Origin of the sequence: Brevundimonas sp. BAL450, from assembly GCF_015767455.1 — a bacterium.
GTDB classification, from domain to species: Bacteria; Pseudomonadota; Alphaproteobacteria; order Caulobacterales; family Caulobacteraceae; genus Brevundimonas; species Brevundimonas abyssalis.
This window is the reverse complement of the sequence record NZ_JADWOW010000033.1, coordinates 1-17,906: the sequence shown is the minus strand read 5'-3', so window position 1 is coordinate 17,906 and position 17,906 is coordinate 1. Positions and strand designations below refer to the sequence as shown.

17 protein-coding genes and 1 other RNA gene are annotated in these 17,906 nt (G+C 69.6%); 2 read left to right on the top strand and 16 right to left on the bottom strand.

Annotated elements, in window-relative coordinates; all coding sequences use genetic code 11:
• The first annotated feature begins 11 nt into the window (after positions 1 to 11).
• Positions 12 to 482: a hypothetical protein gene (locus tag IWC96_RS02550; protein WP_021697004.1), complete on the top strand. Its 471-nt coding sequence runs from the start codon at positions 12 to 14 to the stop codon at positions 480 to 482.
• Here the strand turns inward: IWC96_RS02550 and murG are convergent.
• From murG to sppA, 15 genes are all read right to left on the bottom strand, one after another.
• Positions 479 to 1,567 (bottom strand): undecaprenyldiphospho-muramoylpentapeptide beta-N-acetylglucosaminyltransferase, encoded by a 1,089-nt coding sequence (gene murG / locus IWC96_RS02545; protein ID WP_196838297.1) that lies wholly within the window; start codon positions 1,565 to 1,567, stop codon positions 479 to 481. The genes IWC96_RS02550 and murG overlap by 4 nt on opposite strands.
• Entirely contained in the window at positions 1,564 to 2,751 is a 1,188-nt protein-coding gene (gene ftsW / locus IWC96_RS02540; RefSeq protein WP_021697006.1) for a putative lipid II flippase FtsW, read from the bottom strand. The genes murG and ftsW overlap by 4 nt, the downstream gene beginning before the upstream one ends.
• Positions 2,748 to 4,187 carry a UDP-N-acetylmuramoyl-L-alanine--D-glutamate ligase gene (murD, locus tag IWC96_RS02535; RefSeq protein ID WP_021697007.1) on the bottom strand — a complete coding sequence of 480 codons (1,440 nt, stop codon included), beginning with the start codon at positions 4,185 to 4,187 and terminating at the stop codon, positions 2,748 to 2,750. Before murD ends, ftsW begins: the two co-directional genes overlap by 4 nt.
• Positions 4,188 to 4,189: 2 nt before the next feature.
• Positions 4,190 to 5,302, bottom strand: a complete 1,113-nt coding sequence (mraY, locus tag IWC96_RS02530; RefSeq protein ID WP_196838296.1) for a phospho-N-acetylmuramoyl-pentapeptide-transferase — start codon at positions 5,300 to 5,302, stop codon at positions 4,190 to 4,192.
• Positions 5,299 to 6,732 (bottom strand): UDP-N-acetylmuramoyl-tripeptide--D-alanyl-D-alanine ligase, encoded by a 1,434-nt coding sequence (gene murF / locus IWC96_RS02525; RefSeq protein WP_021697009.1) that lies wholly within the window; start codon positions 6,730 to 6,732, stop codon positions 5,299 to 5,301. The genes mraY and murF overlap by 4 nt, the downstream gene beginning before the upstream one ends.
• Complete coding sequence (locus tag IWC96_RS02520) at positions 6,732 to 8,168, bottom strand: UDP-N-acetylmuramoyl-L-alanyl-D-glutamate--2,6-diaminopimelate ligase (RefSeq protein WP_045318935.1); 1,437 nt, start codon at positions 8,166 to 8,168, stop codon at positions 6,732 to 6,734. Before IWC96_RS02520 ends, murF begins: the two co-directional genes overlap by 1 nt.
• 23 nt (positions 8,169 to 8,191) lie before the next feature.
• The gene (locus IWC96_RS02515) at positions 8,192 to 9,928 is read right to left on the bottom strand and encodes a penicillin-binding protein 2 (protein WP_021697011.1); all 1,737 of its coding nucleotides are present in this window, start codon (positions 9,926 to 9,928) and stop codon (positions 8,192 to 8,194) included.
• Positions 9,925 to 10,293 (bottom strand): cell division protein FtsL, encoded by a 369-nt coding sequence (locus IWC96_RS02510; protein ID WP_021697012.1) that lies wholly within the window; start codon positions 10,291 to 10,293, stop codon positions 9,925 to 9,927. Before IWC96_RS02510 ends, IWC96_RS02515 begins: the two co-directional genes overlap by 4 nt.
• On the bottom strand, positions 10,290 to 11,246 hold the full coding sequence (gene rsmH / locus IWC96_RS02505; protein WP_148291451.1) for a 16S rRNA (cytosine(1402)-N(4))-methyltransferase RsmH: 957 nt from the start codon (positions 11,244 to 11,246) through the stop codon (positions 10,290 to 10,292). The genes IWC96_RS02510 and rsmH overlap by 4 nt, the downstream gene beginning before the upstream one ends.
• Positions 11,243 to 11,719, bottom strand: a complete 477-nt coding sequence (locus tag IWC96_RS02500; protein ID WP_021697014.1) for a division/cell wall cluster transcriptional repressor MraZ — start codon at positions 11,717 to 11,719, stop codon at positions 11,243 to 11,245. The genes rsmH and IWC96_RS02500 overlap by 4 nt, the downstream gene beginning before the upstream one ends.
• 267 nt (positions 11,720 to 11,986) lie before the next feature.
• Positions 11,987 to 12,369: RNase P RNA component class A (gene rnpB / locus IWC96_RS02495), an RNA gene on the bottom strand.
• Positions 12,370 to 12,408: 39 nt separating this feature from the next.
• The gene (locus IWC96_RS02490) at positions 12,409 to 13,317 is read right to left on the bottom strand and encodes a hypothetical protein (protein WP_021697015.1); all 909 of its coding nucleotides are present in this window, start codon (positions 13,315 to 13,317) and stop codon (positions 12,409 to 12,411) included.
• 89 nt (positions 13,318 to 13,406) lie between these two features.
• The gene (locus tag IWC96_RS02485) at positions 13,407 to 14,174 is read right to left on the bottom strand and encodes an N-acetylmuramoyl-L-alanine amidase (RefSeq protein WP_021697016.1); all 768 of its coding nucleotides are present in this window, start codon (positions 14,172 to 14,174) and stop codon (positions 13,407 to 13,409) included.
• Positions 14,175 to 14,216: 42 nt separating this feature from the next.
• Positions 14,217 to 14,549, bottom strand: coding sequence for a hypothetical protein (locus IWC96_RS02480; protein WP_021697017.1), 333 nt, complete (start codon positions 14,547 to 14,549; stop codon positions 14,217 to 14,219).
• 126 nt (positions 14,550 to 14,675) lie between these two features.
• Positions 14,676 to 16,451, bottom strand: coding sequence for a signal peptide peptidase SppA (gene sppA / locus IWC96_RS02475; RefSeq protein ID WP_021697018.1), 1,776 nt, complete (start codon positions 16,449 to 16,451; stop codon positions 14,676 to 14,678).
• 210 nt (positions 16,452 to 16,661) lie between these two features.
• Here sppA and panD point away from each other — a divergent pair, with 210 nt between their 5' ends.
• Entirely contained in the window at positions 16,662 to 17,018 is a 357-nt protein-coding gene (gene panD / locus IWC96_RS02470) for an aspartate 1-decarboxylase (RefSeq protein WP_196838295.1), read from the top strand.
• A gap of 165 nt (positions 17,019 to 17,183) precedes the next feature.
• Here panD and IWC96_RS02465 read toward each other — a convergent pair.
• Positions 17,184 to 17,906, bottom strand: a 723-nt coding sequence (locus tag IWC96_RS02465; RefSeq protein WP_370541075.1) for an SIMPL domain-containing protein, incomplete at its 5' end; no start/stop codon positions are given.

Below are 17,906 nucleotides of genomic sequence, written 5' to 3'. Positions count from 1 at the left end.
AAGAGACAACCATGTCGATGCTCGCCGCCGCCCTGATCGCCGCCGCTCTCGCCCAGCCGGAGCGGAACCCGGATCAGCAATCCCGGGACGAGGTGCTGGAGTTGGTCGCGGTGCAGGGCGCCAATCTCCACGCGCGCGGGACAGTTGATGTGGACCCCGACGGCGGTCGCGCCATGTGGTGGTGGCACTTCTATCCGCGCACCCCCGAGCAGCCGGACTGGGACGGGACGGCCTATCGCGTCGAGGTGGACTGCGTGGCCCGCACGACCCGCACGACGCGGGCCGAGTTCTTCGACGCCATGCAGTACGAGTACGGCCAGCACACGATCCGTCCGGCGCAGCAGGCGGAGCCAGGGACCGTCCGCGAGCGTCTGGTGCAGGCGGCCTGCGAGGACTTCCGGGACGGCGAGCCGTTCTCGGGACCACAGGAGGCCTATGAGCTGTCGCAGGAATATTTCCGGCTGCGCGAAGCGGGAAACTAGAGCCGGGCGGTGCGCTCCGCGATGTCCGCCAGGCGCTTCACGGCGTCCGGCATGGCCACGGAGCGGGCGGCGGCGGCGCGGGCGGCCAGGCCCGACGCACTGGACAGCAGGGACTGAACCGCCGCGGTCAGGCTGTCCACCGTCAGGTCGTCCTCGGTGATGACCCAGGCGGAGCCCGCATCGGCCAGCAGTTTCGCGTTCGCGCGCTGGTGATCGTCGGTGGCGATCTTCAGCGGGATCAGGACCGAGGGCAGGCCGGCGACGGCGAGCTCGGACACCGTGGAGGCCCCTGCCCGGCCGATCACCAGGTGGGCGCCCGACAGGCGCGCGGCCATGTCGCGGAAGAAAGGCGCCACCTCGGCGGCGATTCCGGCCTCAAGGTATATCTGCTGCGCGGCCTCCAGTGACTCGGCGCGGCTCTGCTGCTCCACCTTGAGCCGGGCGCGCAGGGTCTCGGGCAGGGTCGCGAGAGCGCGAGGGACGGTCTCGGACAGGATGCGCGCGCCCTGGCTGCCGCCCGTGACCAGCACCCGGATGCGGTAGTCGGGCGCCACATAGGCGCGGTCGTGCAGGGCGCGGATTTCGGCGCGCACGGGGATGCCGACCACCTCAATGGGGGCGCGGATCTTGTCGGGCGCCCGCTCCAGCGTCGGGAAGGCCGAGGCCACCTGATCCACATAGGGGGCCAGCCAGCGGTTGGTGCGGCCCAGCACGGCGTTCTGTTCGTGGATCAGGGTGGGCCGCTTCTGGCTGATGGCGGCCAGAAGGGCGGGGGCGGACGGATAGCCTCCGAAACCGACGACCACCGCCGGATTCAGACGGTCGAACGCCTTGCGGGCCTGCAGCACGCCCTGGGCGATGGCGCTCGCCGCCTTGAGCATGCCCAGCGGGCCTGAGCCCGTGGCCGCGTCCAGATCGAGGCGCTCCTCGGCGGGGAAGCCGTGGGCGTACTGCTCGCCGCGCCGGTCGGTGGCCAGCACGATGCGCCAGCCGCGCGCGGCCATCTCCCGGGCCAGAGCCTCGGCGGGGAACATGTGGCCGCCGGTGCCGCCGGCGGCGAGGACGCAAACTCGGGAAGGACTCATCGCGGCAGGATGCGACGGCGGTTGCGCGGCAGCAAGGCGCCCGGTTCATAGGCGCCCGGACGACGGCGGGTCAGGGCCAGGGCGAACCCCATGGTCAGACCCATGGCCAGCATGGACGAGCCGCCATAGCTGACGAACGGCAGGGTCATGCCCTTGGTGGGGATCAGGTTCAGATTGACCGCGATATTGATGGTGGCCTGCAGGCCGATCAGCATGAACAGGCCCGCCGCCGCCGTCTGCTGGTACGGGTCGGCCAGCTTCATGGCGCGCGACAGGCCGCGCAGCACGATGAAGGCGTAGAGGGCGATCAAGATCAGCGAGAAGACAAGGCCGAACTCTTCGGCCGCCACCGAATAGATGAAGTCGGTGTGCAGGTCGGGCACGTTGCGCTTCATCACGCCCTCGCCCACCCCGCGGCCCAGCAGGCCGCCGGCCGAGATGGCCTCGGAGGCGCGGTCGATCTGATAGGTGTCGGCGGCGCCCGGCGACAGGAATTTGGCCACCCGGTCGCGCACGTGGTCGAACACCACGTAAACCGCCACCAATCCGGCCATGAAGATGCCGCCCAGCACCGCCATCCAGCGGATCGGCACCCCGGCCATGAAGAACACGGCCATGAAGGTGGTGGTGATCAGCAGCGTCTGGCCGATGTCCGGCTGGATCACCAGCAGGCCCACGGTCAGGACATAGACAGCGAAGGCGATGGAGACGCCCGGCACCCCCTGCCCCTTCTGCGCCTCGGCGAACATCCAGGCGGCGAAGACGATCAGGCCGGGCTTGGCGAACTCCGACGGCTGCAGGCCGAACGGGCCGAGGTTAATCCAGCGGGCGGCGCCCTTCACCTCGTTGCCGATGAAGGGCAGCAGGATCATGACGATGATGGCGCAGATCAGCGCCAGCACGGCGATGCGCCGCACCCCGCGCGGCGACAGCAGGGAGGCGATCAGCATGGCCCCGCCCCCGGCCCCCGCGAACACGATCATGCGCCAGGCGTAGTGGAAGGGATCGGTGATGGACTCATCGGCCCGGATCGCGGCCGGGCTGGAGGCGAAGGACAGGGCCACGCCCAGGAAGATCAGGGTGGAGGCGGCCGCCAGCAGGCCCTTGTCCACCGTCCACCACCACTGGGCGATGGGCGAGGTGTCGTTGCGCGAGAACGGATGGGCGTAGCTGTTCACGGTCATGACGCGGCATCCTCGATCACGGGCGGCACGGCGCCGAGGCTCAGCACGGCGGCGCGGAACGCCTCGCCCCGCGCCTCGAAGTCCGGATACTGGTCGAAGGAGGCGGCGGCTGGGCTGAGCAGCACCACCGCGTCCTCATCGTTGGCCTCGGCCCAGTCGGCCGCGTCACGGGCGGCCGCGGCGACGGCGGCCTGGATGTCGCCGCACAGGGAGACGGGCGCCGCGTCGTCGATCTCGGCGGCGAAGGCGTCGGCCGCCTCACCGATCAGATAGGCGTGGGCGATGTGCCCAAACAGCGGGACCAGGTCGGCGATCCCGCCGTCCTTGGCGCGGCCGCCGGCGATCCACCAGACGCGCGGATAACTGGCCAGGGCCTGTTTCGCCGCGTCGGTGTTGGTGGCCTTGGAGTCGTTGATGAACACCACGCGGCCGAGCCGGGCGACCGGCTCCATCCGGTGTGCCAGTCCGGGGAAGGTCAGCAGGCCCCGCACGGCCTCGTCGCGGCTGAGGCCCACGGCGCGCACGGCGGCGTAGGCGCAGGCCGCGTTCTGGGCGTTGTGGCGGCCCGGCAGGGAGACCGCCGTGGACAGATCGGCGACGCGCTCGTCCCCGTCCATCAGCCAACCGCCCCGCAGGCCGACGCCGTCCATGTCATCAACGCGGGGCGTCCATTCGTCGTCGCTGTCCGGCGCAGCCACGGTGACCGGAACGAAGGCGGACAGGCCCCGGGCCACGCCTTGGCTGTACGGGTCGTCGACACCGATCACGGCCACACCGCCGGGCGGCTGCTCCTGAAAGATGCGGCGCTTGGCGGCCACATAGCCCGCCATGCCGCCGTGACGATCCAGATGATCCGGGCTGATGTTGGTCAGCACCGCAACGTCCGGCCCGAAGCGGCTGGTCAGGTCCAGTTGATAGGACGAGACCTCGATCACATAGATGGCGTCGGGCGTCGGCTCGGGCAGGGCCAGGACGCCGATGCCGATATTGCCCCCCACATGGATCGTGCGGCCCGCCTGCCGGAGGATCCAGCCGATCAGGGCGGTGGTGGTGGACTTGCCGTTGGTGCCGGTGATGGCGATGACCTTGGGCCGCTCGACCTCGGCCAGGGCGGACACGGCGCGGGCGAACAGCTCGATGTCGCCCATGACCCGCACGCCCGCGTCCTTGGCCATCTGGACGGTCCAGTGTGGCGAGGGATGGGTCAGGGGCGCGCCGGGCGACAGGATCAGGGCGGCGAAGTCCGACCAGTCCGCGCGGGACAGGTCCTCGACCGCGAAGCCTTCGGCCTCGGCCTGCAGTCGGCTGGACAGACTGTCGTCCCAAAGCACGGGCTCGGCGCCGCCGGCCTGCAGCGCGCGGGCGGCGGTCAGGCCGCTGCGCCCCAGCCCGAAGACCGCGACTCGCCGCCCTTCAAAACCGGGGACGGTGATCATGGCTATCTCAGCTTCAGGGTCGAAAGGCCGACGAGGGCCAGCATCGCCGCCACGATCCAGAAGCGGACCACCACGGTGGATTCGGCCCAGCCCATCTTTTCGAAATGGTGGTGGATGGGGGCCATCAGGAAGATGCGCTTTCCGGTGGCCTTGAAGTAGGCCACCTGGATCATCACCGACAGGGCCTCGACCACGAACAGGCCGCCGACGATGGCCAGGACCAGTTCATGCTTGGTGGCCACGGCCATGGCACCCAGGGCGCCGCCCAGCGCCAGCGATCCGGTGTCGCCCATGAAGATCTTGGCCGGGGGGGCGTTGTACCAGAGGAAGCCCATGCCCCCGCCGATGATGGCGGCGCAGAAGATGGCCAGTTCACCCGCGCCGGGCACATGGTGCACCTGCAGGTATTCCGAGAACAGGAAGTTGCCGACCAGATAGCTGATGATGCCGAACACGGCGGCGGCCATCATCACCGGCACCACCGCCAGCCCGTCGAGGCCGTCGGTCAGGTTCACCGCATTGGACGCCCCGATGATGACCACGGCGGCGAACACCACATAGAACCAGCCGATGTTCAGCAGCACTTCCTTGAAGAACGGGAAGGCCACCGAGGTCTCCAGACCCGGCGAGGTGGGCGAGATCTGCATCCAGACCACGGTCAGGACCCCGGCGATGACCGCCACCACCACCTGGGCAAGCAGCTTCTGCTTCGAGGTCAGGCCGGCGGAGGATTGCTTGGTCACCTTGGCGTAGTCGTCGATGAAGCCGAGGATGCCGAAGGCCGCGGTCACCAGCGAGACGATCCAGATGTAGGGGTTGGTCAGATCGCCCCACAGCAGCACAGCCGCCGCGATGCCTGCCAGAATCATCAGCCCGCCCATGGTGGGCGTGCCCTGCTTCGTCAGAACGTGGCTTTCCGGCCCGTCAGCGCGGATGGGCTGGCCCCTGCCCTGACGCGCCCGCATCCAGTCGATGAAGCGCTGGCCCATGGCCACCGCCACGATCATGGCCGTGACCAGCGCCAGACCCACGCGCACGGTCTGGTACTGGACCAAGTTCAGCAGAGGGTAAGCCTGGGCCACGTCGGCGTAGTAGAGATACAGCAGATAAATCATGAGGCGGCGCCCTCTTGCGCGTCGCGGCGACGCTCCATGTCGGCCAGGGCCGCGGCGATCGCCGAAGCCTTCGAGCCGTTCGATCCCTTGACCATGACGATGTCGCCGGGCCGCACTTCCTCGACCAGGGCCTCGGCCAGGTCGGCGGCGGTCTCGCGCCAAAGGCCCCGGCGCTCGGGGCGCAGGGCGTCATGCAGGCGCTTCATCTGCGGGCCGGCGGTGTGGACCAGATCCAGACCCGCCGCGTCGATGGTCTCGGCCAGTCCCGCGTGCAGGGCCTCGGACTGGTCGCCCAGCTCCAGCATGTCGGTCAGGGCGACCATGCGCCGCCCGCCAGCCGCCACGGGCCGCGCGCCCAGGCTGAGGAAGCCGGCCCGCATGGACAGGGGGTTGGCGTTGTAGCTTTCATCGATCAGCAGGAAGGAACCGCCGCGAATGGCGACGCTCTTGTTCTGTCCCCGTCCGGCCAGCGGCTGGAATTCCGACAGGGCCTCCAGCGCCGTCTCGACGGGCACGTCCAGGGCGTCCAGCATCAGGATGACGGCCAGGCAATTGTGGCCCCAGTGGAAACCGGACTGCTTGAGCGAAAACACATAATGGCGGCCGAAGATCTCAGCCTCGACCCGTGCACCGTCCGGATTGGGCGTGAAATCGATCAGCCGGGCGTCGGCGTCGGCCGAGGCGCCGAAGCTGACCACCCGCGCACTGGCCCGCAGGGCCGCCTGCCGCAGAAGGGGCGCCCAGTCGTTGTCGCCGTTGATCACCGCCACGCCGCCGGGCCCCAGGCCCTCGAACACGGCGGCCTTTTCATTGGCCACCCCGGTTTCACCGTCGGCGAAGCCCTCGATGTGCACCGGCCCCACGGTGGTGACGCAGGCGGCATGGGGCTGGACCATGCGCGACAGGGGCGCGATCTCGCCCGGCGCGTTCATGCCGATCTCGAAAACGGCCCGCTCCACATCCGCGGGCATGCGGGCGAGGGTCAGGGGCACGCCGATGTGGTTGTTGAAGCTCTTGACCGAGGCGTGGGCGGGACCGGCCAGATCGAGACCCGCCTTGATGGCCTGGGTGACGCTGGTCTTGCCGACCGAACCGGTGACTGCGCCGCGCCGCACCTGGGGCGCCCGGTCACGGGCGGCGGCGGCCAGCGCCTCGAGCCCCTTCAGCGTATCGGGCACCACGATGCAGGGACCGCCGTCGACGGGCCGCTCCACAAGGGCGCCGGCCGCGCCCGCCTCGAAGGCCGAGGCGACGAACTCATGGCCGTCGCGCGCTCCCTTCAGCGCCACGAACAGGTCGCCGGGCTCGACTTCCTTGCTGTTGAAGGTGATCCCCCGGGCCTGAAACCCGGCGCCGTCCATGCGGCCGCCCGTGGCGACGGCGATGTCGACGGCCGTCCAGAGGGGGTCTTTCCCCGACGATTGGGGCATCACGCGTCTTCCTTCAGGGCCTCGGCGATTTCCTGGGCGTCGTCGAAGGGATGGGTGATTCCGCCGACGATCTGACCCTGTTCATGCCCTTTTCCGGCGACCACGACCACATCCCCGTCGCGCATCATGGACAGGGCGTGGCGGATGGCCTCGCGCCGGTCGCCGATCTCGATGGCGTCGGGGGCGGTGATCTTCGCGTCCGCGCGAATGGCTGCGGGATCCTCGGAGCGCGGGTTGTCGTCGGTCAGGATGGCCACGTCCGCCAGTTTCTGGGCGATGGCGCCCATCAGGGGCCGCTTGGCCCGGTCCCGGTCGCCGCCGCAGCCGAACACCACGATGAGCCGGCCCGTCGCATGGGGCCGCAGGGAGGTCAGCACCGTCTCCAGGCCGTCGGGCGTGTGGGCGTAGTCCACATAGGCGTCGCCGCCCCGGGGGCCCGTGGCCACATGCTGCATGCGCCCCTCGGCGCCCTGCAGATGCTCCAGCGCCGCCAGCACGCGGTCGGGCGCCTCGCCGGCCGCGATGCACAGGCCCGCCGCCACCAGGGCGTTGGAGGCCTGAAAGGCGCCGACCAGCGGCAGCATCAGTTCGAAGACCTCGCCCTTCGCGTCAATGGTCAGGCGTTGGCCCTCGCTGGTCGTCTGGCGGGCGATCAGGCCCAGGTCACGGCCGCGCTGGCCCACGCCCATGATCGACAGACCCGCCATCAAGCCGTGCGCGGCGAAACCGGAGTAGGCGGGCGAATCCGCGTTCAGCACCGCCGTGCGGCCGCGCGGCAGCAGGGAGTCGAACAGGCGCAGCTTGGCGGCGCGATAGGTCTCCATATCGCCGTGATAGTCCAGATGGTCCTGGGTCAGGTTGGTGAAGGCGGCGGCCTTCAGCGACACGCCGTCCAGACGGCGCTGCTCCAGCCCGTGGGAAGACGCCTCCAGCGCCACGTGGGTGACCCCGCGCCCGGCGAGCTTGGAGAGGATTCGGGCCGAGTCTGCGGCGTCCGGGCTGGTCAGGCTGGCGCGGGTCAGGGCCTGGTCGCCGTGCCAGACGCCGAGGGTGCCGACGCTGGCCCCTTCGATGCCCAGCAGGGTCCAGATCTGGCGACAGAAGGCGGCCACCGAGGTCTTGCCGTTGGTGCCGGTGACGGCCACGCAGGTCTTCGGCTGCGTCCCGAAAAAGCTCCGCGCGGCCAGGGCGTAGGAGCGCCGCACATCGCCGCAGGGCACCAGCACCGGCGCGGCCTCGCCCGGCGTGTCGCTGGGGGCCAGAATGGCGGCGGCGCCCGCCGACAGGGCCTGGGGGATATAGGCGCGGCCGTCGGCCGACGCGCCGGGAATGGCGGCGAACAGGGTTCCGGGCGCGACCTTGCGGCTGTCGGCCGTCACGCCGGTGATGACCGGGTCGTGACCGACGTCGCGGCGCAGCAGGTCGGACAGACGCATCTCGGGGCGCGCGTCGAGCAGGCTCACTGGGCGGCCCCCGCGCGGTCTTCGGGCTGGGGGATGGGCGCGCCGGTCGCCGTGCGCCAGCGGTCGGCGCCGCGCCCCACGTTCAGGAAGCCGGCGATGCGGTCGATGACGCGCCCGGCCACCGGCGCGGCGACGAAGCCGCCGGTGCGCGGATAGCCCTGGGGCTCGTCCATCAGGATGAAGACCATGTAGCGCGGCGCATCCAGCGGCCCGTCGGTGGGGAAGACGGCGGCGAAGGTGCCGATGGCGACGGTGGGGTCATAGCGGCCGTTGACCACCTTGTTGGCCGAGCCGGTCTTGCCGCCCACGCGCAGGCCGGGCGCGTCGGCGCGTGAACCCGATCCGCGCACCACATTCGCCCTCATGAGCGCCAGCATCTCGCGCGAGGTGTCCTCACTGACCACGCGGCGCAACCCGGGATGGGGGCCGTCGGCGGGGCGCAGGGTCAGGGGCACATAGCGGCCGCCGTTCAGCAGCGAGCCCATGGCCGCCGCCGCCTGTGCGGGGGTGACCATGATGCCGTAGCCGAAGGACAGGGACGCCAGGGTGGTGTCGCGCCAGTTCACCGGACGGCGCGGGGCGGCGGATTCGTGCAGTTCGATGGGCGCGGCGTCCAGCAGGCCCAGATCCTGGAAATAGCGCTGCATGGTGTCGCCGCCCATCTCGATGGCCAGGCGCGAGGTGCCGATGTTGGACGAGTGCAGGAACACGTCCTCCAGCGTCATCACGCGGTTCTGGGCGTGGAAGTCGCGGATGGTGCGGTTGCCGATCTGCAGCGGGTCCGAGGCGTCGAAGGTGGTGGTCATGTCGGCCTGGCCAGTGTCGAGGCCAGCGGCGACGGTGAAGGCCTTGAAGACCGACCCCATTTCGTAGTGGGCGGAGGTGACGCGGTTCAGTTCGGCGTCGCCGGTCTCGCCCCGGCGGTTCGGGTCGAAGTTCGGATAGCTGGCCATGGCCAGGACTTCGCCGGTCTGGATGTTGGTGATGACGCCGACCGCGCCGCGCGCGCCCATCTCGGCCGCGGCGGCGTAAAGCTCGTTCTCCAGCGCCGCCTGGACCCGCAGGTCGATGGACAGGGGCACCGCCTCGCCCGTCGCTCCGGCGCGGCGGATCTCGCGGTCGAAGGCCAGTTCGGCGCCGGTGACGCCCCGTTCTCCGGCGAAGCCGATGACATGGGCCGCAGAGCCGCCCAGCGGATAGACCCGCGCATTCTCGGCCTCGAAATAGACGCCGCCCAGGGCCAGGTCGTGCAGGGCGGCGCGCTCGGGCGGGGTCAGGCCGTTCATGACCACCACGCGTCGGTCGCCGTACAGCGCCTCGCGCAGCCGGTCGTGGGGCAGGCGCGGCAGGGCGGCGCTCATGGCCTCCAGCGCCGTTTCGCGGTCCCAGACCTCGGCGGGCTCCACATAGAGGCCGTAGTGCCGGATGTTGGCGGCCAGCAGGTTTCCATTGCGGTCGGTCAGGTCGCCGCGCGCCAGCACAGGACCGGCGCGCCAGCCGCCCGCGCCAGGGTCGCCCGACAGCAGGGCCGCGTGTCCCGCGCCGCCGACCAGGGCGATGAACAGGACGCTGAAGACGATCAGCATCAGGGCGATGCGGACGCGGGTGTCCTCCTCGGGCCGCTGGTCCGCCTTGGCGCGCTCGAAGGCGTGCTCGATCCACCAGATCAGGCCGGTCAGCCAGCGCCAGGACGGCGTCGCGGAGGGAATGTGACGCGGTTCGACCGAACTCACTGGGCGGCCTCCGCTTCGACATCGGCGGGTTCGGGCGTCGTTTGTCCGGACGCCAGCGCGGGCAAGGAGTCCAGATCGGCGCGCTGCTCCACGGAGATGGGCGCCAGACCGGCCTGACGCGACAGGGCCTCCAGCCGACCCGGCTCTTCCAGGCGGGCGGTCTCGGCGGTCAGCAGACGGACGCGCTGGCGTTCGTCGCTGATGTCGCGTTGAAGCGTGGCGATCTCGGCGCTCTGGCGGGCGGCCTGGGCCTTCACGAAATAGACGGACACGACGACGGCGGCCAGGATGGCCACGCCGATGATCTCGGTCACGCGGAAGCCGCGGACCTTCCAGTCGAACACGGAGCGCAGGACGGCGGTCATGCGGCCATCCTCCCCCAGGCGGGCGCCTCGGTGCGCACGGCGGCGCGCAGCCGGGCCGAGCGGGCGCGGGGGTTGCCGGCGCGCTCCGCCTCCCCGGCCTCGCGGGCGCCCTTGAACATCAGGGTGAAGCTGGGCGCGCGGGTCTCGATCTGCAGCGGCGCATGGCGCGAGCCGCCCGGGGTGTTGCCGGTGCGCTCGGTCAGGAACGCCTTGACGATGCGGTCCTCCAGCGAATGGAAGGTGACCACCGCCAGCCGTCCGCCGGGCGCGAGGGTCGCCTCGGCCGCCTCCAGACCGGCGGTCAGTTCGCCCAGTTCGTCGTTCACGGCGATGCGCAGGGCCTGAAAGGTGCGGGTGGCCGGATGGATCGGGGCCCCGCGACGGCCGCCCAGGGCCTTCTCCACCACCTCGGCAAGATCCAGCGTGCGGGTGAAGGGCCGCTCGACACGGCGGCGCAGGATGGCCGTGGCCACGCGGCCGGACTGACGCTCCTCGCCATAGAGCTTGAGGATGTGGGCCAGCGGGCCGTGGTCCCAGCTGTTGACGATGTCGGCGGCGCTCTCGCCCTCGCTGGACATGCGCATGTCCAGCGGGCCGTCGCGCATGAAGGAGAATCCGCGCTCGGCCTGATCCAGCTGCATGGACGAGACGCCGATGTCGAACACCGCACCGTCCAGACGGTCATGGCCGGTCTCGGCGAAGGCGGCGGACAGGCCGGAGAAGGGCGTCTGCTTCAGCTCGAACCGGCCGGGGAAATCGGCGGCGACCTTGTCGGCGTGGGCGCGCACGGTGGGATCACGGTCCAGCCCCACCACGGCCGCGCCGCGCGCCAGGATGGCCCGGGTGTAGCCCCCGGCGCCGAAGGTGGCGTCGATCATGACGTCGCCCGGCTTCGGGTCCAGCGCCTCGATCACTTCATCCAGCAGGACGGGGGCGTGGGGAGAGGTCATCAGCCGCCCTCCCCGCGTACGGCCAGGCTGGCGCGGCGGCGCGCCTCGCCCATCTCGCGCATGGCCTGCTGGGCCAGCTTGCGCTGCTCGGCCTCATGCTCGCGCCAGCGGGCGCGGTCCCAGATCTGGAAGCGGTCGCCCAGGCCGACCATCACCACCTCGGACGTGAGGCCGCCGCGTTCGACCAGGGCCTCGGTCAGGGTGATGCGCCCGGCGGTGTCGTAGGAGAGCTGCTTCAGTCCGCCGTAGAACTGGCTTTCCATGGCCGCGCGGAAGGGGTCGCCGAACGGGATGCTGTCGATGAAGGCGCGATAGGCGGCCACGAACCCTTCGCCGCCCGCCTCCAGGCAGTCAGCCTCGATGGAGGGAAAGCAATAGAGGCCCGTGACGGCGCCGTTTTCGGCGGTGCGGAATTCCTGCGGCGCCTGCAGGCGCCGTTTTGCGTCCAGCTGCTTCTCGTGGGTTGAGAGAAACACCCTTGCCCGCCTCGGATCCGTCGATCCGTCCCGACACCCGTCGCCGCATGCGGACCGACACAATGCCGACCCTCCCCAGGTTCGCTATTGGGGTATCATGGGATCAGTTGGGAGACAATGGGATTAGTTGACACTTCTTAACCATGAAGACCCGATCTGGGCGGCCGTTTCTGTTAACTTTCAGAACATTCGTAGAACAAATAAGTATTCACAGCCTGTGGATGACTGTGCCCGCCACATGGGCGCCTCACCGGTTAACGGGGTTGAAATGCCAGACGGCCTGTAAGCCGGGTTCTGTTCCGGTCCGAAGACCGGCGACGATCATTCCTCTGGACCGGCCATTGCTGACCGGTTCTCGCGACCTACCCGGACGTCCCAGGCGGTGAGCCCTGCGGCCGAGGCCGCGCGACGTCCCTATTCGGTCTTGCTCCAGGCGGGGCTTGCCGTGCCGTCTGCGTTGCCGAAGACGCGGTGGGCTCTTACCCCACCCTTTCACCCTTACCTTCCGAAGAAGGCGGTTTGCTTTCTGTGGCGCTGTCCCTCGGGTCACCCCGGGCGGAAGTTATCCGCCGCCTTTTCACCGTGGAGCCCGGACTTTCCTCGACGAGACAGGATCTCTCCTGGCCCGCCGCGACCGCCCGGCCGTCTGGCGTGGTCAGTCTAACACGCCGGGGATGATCTTCAGAAGGCTATTCGTCGTCGGTCTCGGCCTGGGGCTCGGCCCGCTCACGGTCCCGGCTCATGGACGAGGCGATGGCTCCGCGCTGGGCGCTTGATGATCTCTGGTTCAGCTCGGCCGAGTACAGGGATCTGAGATAGGCCATGTCCCAATCGGTCATGCGCGGCGGCGCCGCTTCATCCTCGAAGAGGTTTAGGATGGTGTCGAAAGCTAGGGTCCGCGCCTCGGGGTCGACCTGGGCGAAGGCGACCATGGCCACATAGTCCGCCAGCTGCTCCAGGCTGACGCCCTCCGCCCTGACGAAATCGACAATGATGAAGGCTCGCGTCAGGTCATTGCGAATTTCGGTCCGCAACAGACTGCCCTGAACGCTCACCATGGCCGGGCCCTCGCCCGGCATCGACACGGCGGCGACGCCGGTGTCGGCGTCCACGGGCAAGCTCACGTGCCACCAACGCACCGGGCGCTCAGTGGACTGGAACCGCTGCAGGCTGGCGCGGCTCTGGGACGCGCCGGCATAACCCGGCCGAAACGCATAGGGCCGCTCGCTGACCAGGGCCCGCGCCAGGCCCGGGCCGTCCTCGGTGGCGAGGACGAGGATATTGGGGCTGCACCCCGGCTCACCGATATCCAGGCCCAGATCCAGGGCGACCTCGGAGACCCGGTCGACCACGTACTGACCTGACTCGCGCCTGAGATTGACCGCGCCCACGCAGACGCTGTCGCTCCAGCGTGCGGGCCCCCGACCACGCGGCGGATCCGTGACCTCGTCGAGGAAGTTGTTCACGGCCTCCCGCACACGCTGACCCGTAACGGTGACTTCATCCACCTCGGTCACGGGGGTGTCGGGCGCGGTTTGCGGCTCCTGGGCGGTCTGTCCGAACAGGGTCAGGGCGAAAAGCAGAGGGGTGATCATCATGAAGTCCCGCTAGCAGAGGGTGACGTGCGGCGACAGCCGTTCACGCCGAAACGTCGCGCTTTTCACCATGCTACACGCTAAAGTCGAATTTATGGCAGCACGCCGGTGAGTGTCTCGACCTGGGCCAATTGCAGAAGACCCATCAGACGGGCGCGGGTTTCGCCGTCGGCGATGCCGTCCACCTTCTCGGGCCGCCAGTGGCGCTGAAACGCCTCGACCACGACACGGGTGTCCTCGTCATAGACCCCCGACGGCGCGGGCTCGTAGCCGAAGCGGTGCAGCCCGGCCTGAAGCACGTGAACGCCCAGACCCTCGTCGCCGGGCCCCAGCGGCGGGCCCAGGGCGGCGATGCGTTCGGCGGCCGGTTCAAACCACAAGCCATGGCCGGCCTCGGCCAGCCGCTTCCAGGGAAACAGTTCGCCGGGATCGGTCTTGCGGCGCGGGGCCACGTCGGAATGCCCCAGAATGCGATCGTCGCTGATGGTCCAGCGCGATCGGATGTCGGCGACCAGGGCGAGCACCGTCTGAATCTGGACCTCCGGAAAGGCGCGATAGCCCCATTCGTGGCCGGGATTGACGATCTCTATGCCGATGGAGGCGGCGTTGATGTCCGTGTCGCCCTTCCACCAGGACACGCCCGCATGCCAGCAGCGGCGTTCCTCGGGCGCCAGGCGGAACACCCGGCCGTCCTCCTCCACCACATAGTGGGCCGAGACGCGCGCCTCGGGATCGCGCAGGCGGTCCAGCGCCTCGGCGCCGGTCTGCATGCCGGTGTAGTGCAGAAGGATCATGTCCGGCGGGGCGCGCCGGGCGTCGGTGTTGGGGGTCGGGGCGTCGATGAAGTCGAGGGCGGTCATGGGGTCATATTCGACCGGACCGCGCCTGATGGGAAGCGCAGGTTAGCGGCCCTGGCGTTCCCAGCCGTGGGCCACCCAGGTGTCGCCCACCTTCTCGGCCTCGATCACGCCGTCAGGGCCGGCCGCGGCGGTGCGGGCGCGGGCCGAACGGCGGGCGCGCAGGGCGAAGCCGGTCAGGAACATCACGATGCCGGCGACAAGGGCGATCACGGCCACGGCGGCTGCGGTGAAGATGGCCAGCAGGGCGCCGATGGTCACGGCGATCCCGGCGGCGATCATGCCGCCCAGCCACATGACCGAGCCCATCAGCCCCGATCCGCGCGCGGGACGCGTGGTGAAGCCGATGCGGGTGAAGCGGGTCTGGAACTGGGTCATGAGCTACCTTGGGGACGCCGTCATGAATGATCACTGAAGAGGCGGTGATCCTGCTCAACGCTTGAACGGCAATGTCGGTCCGCGAGGGGACGCCGTCAATGCGACATCCCCTCACAGGTGAGTGTGTCAGCGCAGGGGCTGATCGGCCATGACCACGGCGCCCTGGGAGCGCATGCGTTCGGCCCGGGCCCGGGCCATCACGGCCTGGACGTCCGGGTCGTCCATGACGGCCCCCACGCGAACCAGGGTCTCGGCCGCCTCGCTGGACGAGCCGAACGCTTCGCCCAGCGCCTCCCAGGTGGACAGGGGACGCGGATAGCGGCGGAAGCGCACCGATTCATCGGCGGGGATCTCGGCCAGGGCCTTGGCCCGCTGGATGGCTTCATGGATGCCGCCGACCTCGTCGACCAGACCCAGCTGGCGCGCCTGGGCGCCGGTCCAGACGCGGCCGCGCGCGATCTCGCGCACCCGGGCGGCGGGCAGATTGCGGCCCGTGGAGACGCGGGTGACGAAGTCCTCGTAGACCTGGTCCATCCAGCCGGAGAAGGCGGCCCGCTCGGCCTGGTTGAAGGGCCGCTCGGTGGTGAAGGCGTCGGCGTATTCGCCGCCCACGGTCAGACCGCTGATGTCCACGCCGAACCGGCCCAGGGCCTCGTCCAGCACGAACTTGCCGCCAAACACGCCGATGGAGCCGGTCAGGGTCGAGGGCTGGGCCACGATGGCCGAGGCCTCGGACGAGATCCAGTAGCCGCCCGAGGCCGCATAGGCGCCCATGGACACAACCACCGGCTTGCCCGCCGCCTTGGCCGCGCGCACCGCGTCCAGAATCTGTTCGGAGCCTTCCGGCGAGCCGCCCGGCGACGAGACGCGGAAGACGATGGCACGGACGGAGTCGTTTTCGATGGCGTCATAGATGGCGGCGGCGATGTCGTCGGAGCTCATCATCGATCCGGCGCCGAACGGATCGGCGGAGCTGCGTCCGGTGAGGATGGCGCCCTCGCCGCCGACGATGGCGATGGCGTTGCGGCCCGAGCCGGTGCGCTCGCCCACGGCGTTCGAATACTCGCTGAACCGGATGATGCGGCCGTTGTCGCCGGCGAGGCGACGGGCCTCGGCCTCGGCTTCATGCACGCCGCCGGTGTTGTCGATCAGGCCCAGGGCTTCGGCCTCGGCCGGGGTGTGGGGGCCGGATTCGAAGGCGGTGCGCAGAGCGTCCAGCTCCATGCTGCGGTCGCTCGCGGCGTTGGCCAGGGCGCTCTCATAGATGGAGGTCATCCAGCCTTCGGCCGCCTCGCGGTGCGACTCGGTGAAACCGCTCTGGGTGAAGGTGTTGACCGCGTTCTTGTACTCGTAGCGCTGCTCGAAATCGGCGGTGATCCCGTAACGCTCGAAGGCGCGGCCGAAGAAGATTTCCTCGCTGGCCAGGCCCGTGGCCTGGAAGCTGGCGTTCTCCTGCATCCAGAACTCGCTGGCCGAGGCACCCAGCATGTAGGTGGAGACCACCGCGCCCAGCGGCATCAGGCCCTGGGAGTGGGCGATCACCGGCTTGCCCGAGGCGCGGAAGCGCTGGATGGCCTGGCGCAGCTCGTCGGCCGAGGCCGGGGTCATGCCGCTTTCCGGCAGACGCACCAGCACCACCTTGATGCGGTCATCGTCCTGGGCCTGGGCCAGCACGTCCACGACGCGCATCACCGACAGGCCCGACCCGCCGAACCCGGCGAAGGGATTGGTGGGCGCCTGGTCGGTCAGGCCGCCGCGCAGATCCAGCTCAAGCACCGCCTGGGCCGGCACCGCAGGTTTGGACGACCCGGCGGCGGAAGCGATCAGAAGGACTGGAATTCCAATAATGAACAACAGAAGCCCGACAAAGACCCCGGCGATGGTGAGTGCGAACTGCTTCATCGGATTCCTGAAAACCGTCGTTCGGCCAGTAGGAGGCCACCCCGGACCATAGGGCCTGACCCGTCACCGTCAAATGAACGTCCCGTAACGCGCGAACTTCAATGCTGCACCGCCGCAGTCCTGATTGAAGACGGGCTTCGAAACCCCTATATGCGGGCCACCAACGGGGGACGTGCCCCCGCCCACGGACATAGGAGGCCGGAGCTCCCCATGCTGGTCACCCTGATGAAATCCAAGCTGCACCGCGCGACGGTGACCCAGGCGGACCTCGACTACGAGGGCTCCATCGCCATCGACCGCGATCTGCTGGACGCCGCCGACATCTATCCGCACGAGCAGGTGGATGTGCTGAACATCACCACCGGCGCGCGCTTCACCACCTACGCCATCGAGGCGCCGCGCGGCTCCCGCGTCATCGGCGTCAACGGCGCCGCCGCCCGTCTGGTGCAGAAGAAGGACAAGGTGATCATCGTCACCTATGGCCAGCTGCCCGCCGAACAGGCGCGCAACTACACGCCCAATGTGGTGCTCCTGGACGACGGCAACCACATCAAGGACGCGGCTTGATCATTCCTGGTGCGCTAACGCTCGGCGCGCGGCGCCTCGCTGCTTGAGCGCGTTTTTGGTGCGCTAACGCTCGCGCCGCGGACGCTCGCTGCTTGAGCGCGTTCCTGATGCACAATTGAAAAGGCCCGCCGGGCGGCGGGCCTTTTTGTTGTCTGGCGCGTAGCCTTATCGCACGATGTCGTAAACACCGTTGATGTTGACGCGGATGGTCAGCTCGCCGGGCGCCACGCTGGTGCTTTCCATGCTGTCCATGGGCGCGGCCGCCATACGGGCGAACATCTGCGGCTGGGGCGCATAGCCGCCGCCTTCCGACAGGTTGCGGATGCCCGCGAGGCGCACACCGAGCGCATTGGCGTACAGATTGGCCTTGGCCTGCAGCGCCTGGACGGCGGCCATGCGGGCCTGATCCTCGGCCTGCCGAGGGTTGATCAGGCCGAAGCTGATGCCGTCGATCTGGTTGACCCCGGCGTTCACCACCGCGTCGGCGGTCGAGCCCACACGCTCCAGATCACGAATCTCAACGGTGACCCGGTTGGACGCCTGATAGCCGCGCAGGCGGGGCGGCTCGTTCTGCACATAGTCATACTGCGGCGACAGGTTCAGGCCCGAGGTCTGGATGAACCGCTCCTCGATCCCGGCGGACCGCAGGGCGCGCATCACCTCGTTCATGCGGGTGCGGTTCTGGGCCATGGCCTCGGCGGCGGTGGTCGCCTCGGTCATGACGCCGAAATTGATGCTGGCCATGTCCGGCGCGGCGCGCACCTCGCCATGGGCCGACAGGTTCAGGGTCGGGGTCTCGGGCTGGACCAGAATGGTCTGGTTGGCGGGCGGGGCCTGCTGGGCCAGGGCGGGGGCGGCGGTCATGACCGCGCCGGCGGCCAGCACGGC